Annotated in this window: 1 protein-coding gene and 2 pseudogenes (1 of these 3 only partly in view); 2 read left to right on the forward strand and 1 reads right to left on the reverse strand. The window is 47.4% G+C overall.

Features of this window, described 5'->3' with window-relative positions:
* Window positions 1–4 precede the first annotated feature (4 nt).
* Window positions 5–145, forward strand: a pseudogene (locus COV46_06835) (transposase).
* A 184-nt stretch (window positions 146–329) separates the two neighbouring features.
* A complete protein-coding gene (locus COV46_06840; GenBank protein PIR16765.1) occupies window positions 330–920 on the forward strand; it encodes a gliding-motility protein MglA in 591 nt (196 codons plus the stop codon).
* A 118-nt stretch (window positions 921–1,038) separates the two neighbouring features.
* On the opposite strand, the pseudogene COV46_06845 reads toward COV46_06840, so the two are convergent.
* Window positions 1,039–1,401: pseudogene (locus COV46_06845) on the reverse strand (fructose-6-phosphate aldolase) (it continues 188 nt past the right edge of the window).

Genomic DNA, 1,401 nt, shown 5'->3' on the forward strand with positions numbered 1-1,401 from the left:
AAAATATCTAACGAAACTCGCCATGCTTGGCGGCTATCTTGCTCGTTCGAACGATCCACCACCAGGCAATATGGTTATATGGAGAGGTGCTTCACGTTTGACGGATATTGAATTGGGGTTCTCTCTGGCCAATACTTGTGGGTAATTGAAAGCTTCGCTAGGCGCTTACATATCGTCTGCGACAATTCCGTTTTTCACGTAACATGGCAATGCCACAACAAAGACTGGCTACTGCGTTGGGGTCGGGCTAAAAAGCTCTACTAAAAAGTATCCTTTGACAATTGGCAATCCAGCCAATATAATTACATGAAAGGAAAGGGGATTTTTGTATGGCCTTTATCAACGAAAAGAACAAAGAGATCAATTGTAAGATAGTCTATTACGGGCCTCCAAGGTGCGGCAAATCGACCTCGATAAGAAATATTTGCACCGAGGTGAAAAAGAACAGCAAGGGAGAGCTTGTTTCGCTCACATCAGAGGACGACAGGACACTTTATTTCGACTTTATACCCATAACATTAGGGAAGATGGGCGAATATACCATAAGGCTCCACCTTTATACCGTCCCCGGAGAGGTCGCCTATGAAGCGAACCGGAAGATAATTTCAAAAGGCGTGGATGGCGTCGTGTTTGTTGCCGATTCACAGCTCGAAAAGGTAGAAAGTAACCTTCAAAGCCTTGCCGAACTGAACGAGATATTACATCATGAAGGAGTCTCTTTTAAAGATGTCCCGCATGTCATCCAGTACAACAAGCGCGATCTCGGAAACGCCGCGCCGGTTTCGGAACTGAGAGCCCTGCTGAACAAATACGCCGCGCCTGATTTTGAGACGGTGGCAACAAGCGGCAACGGAACCTACGACGCATTTAAGGCGATATCCACGAAGGTGTTGCTAGATCTAAGAAATACCTACCAATAAGAATGTCAATTTTGATCCGCCTTAGGCGGAGAAGAATCCAGTGAACACAATTACAATTGAGCGATGGAGATCCTTCGCCCGAAGGGCTCAGGATGACGTTCCGATTATCATTGGAACGTCACTTCGGCACTTTGTCCCAATCTTTAGCGAATTTTTCGATACCGATATCTGTTAGCGGGTGTTTTACCAGTTGCCGGATAACGCTGAACGGGATGGTGCAGATATGGGCTCCCATGAGGGCGGCATCGCGTACGTGCAAGGGATTGCGGATGCTGGCCACGATTATCTCGGTCTTGTAGTTATAGTTCTTATAGATCTGAACGATCTGTTCGATCAGCGCCATTCCATCCTCGGAGATGTCGTCGAGCCTTCCCACGAACGGGCTTACATAAGTTGCTCCGGCCTTTGCGGCAAGAAGGGCCTGATTGGGCGAGAAACATAAGGTTACGTTCGTATGGATTCCATGGTCGTGGCAGAGCTT

Source organism: Deltaproteobacteria bacterium CG11_big_fil_rev_8_21_14_0_20_49_13 (genome assembly GCA_002796305.1).
Classification (GTDB): Bacteria; UBA10199; UBA10199.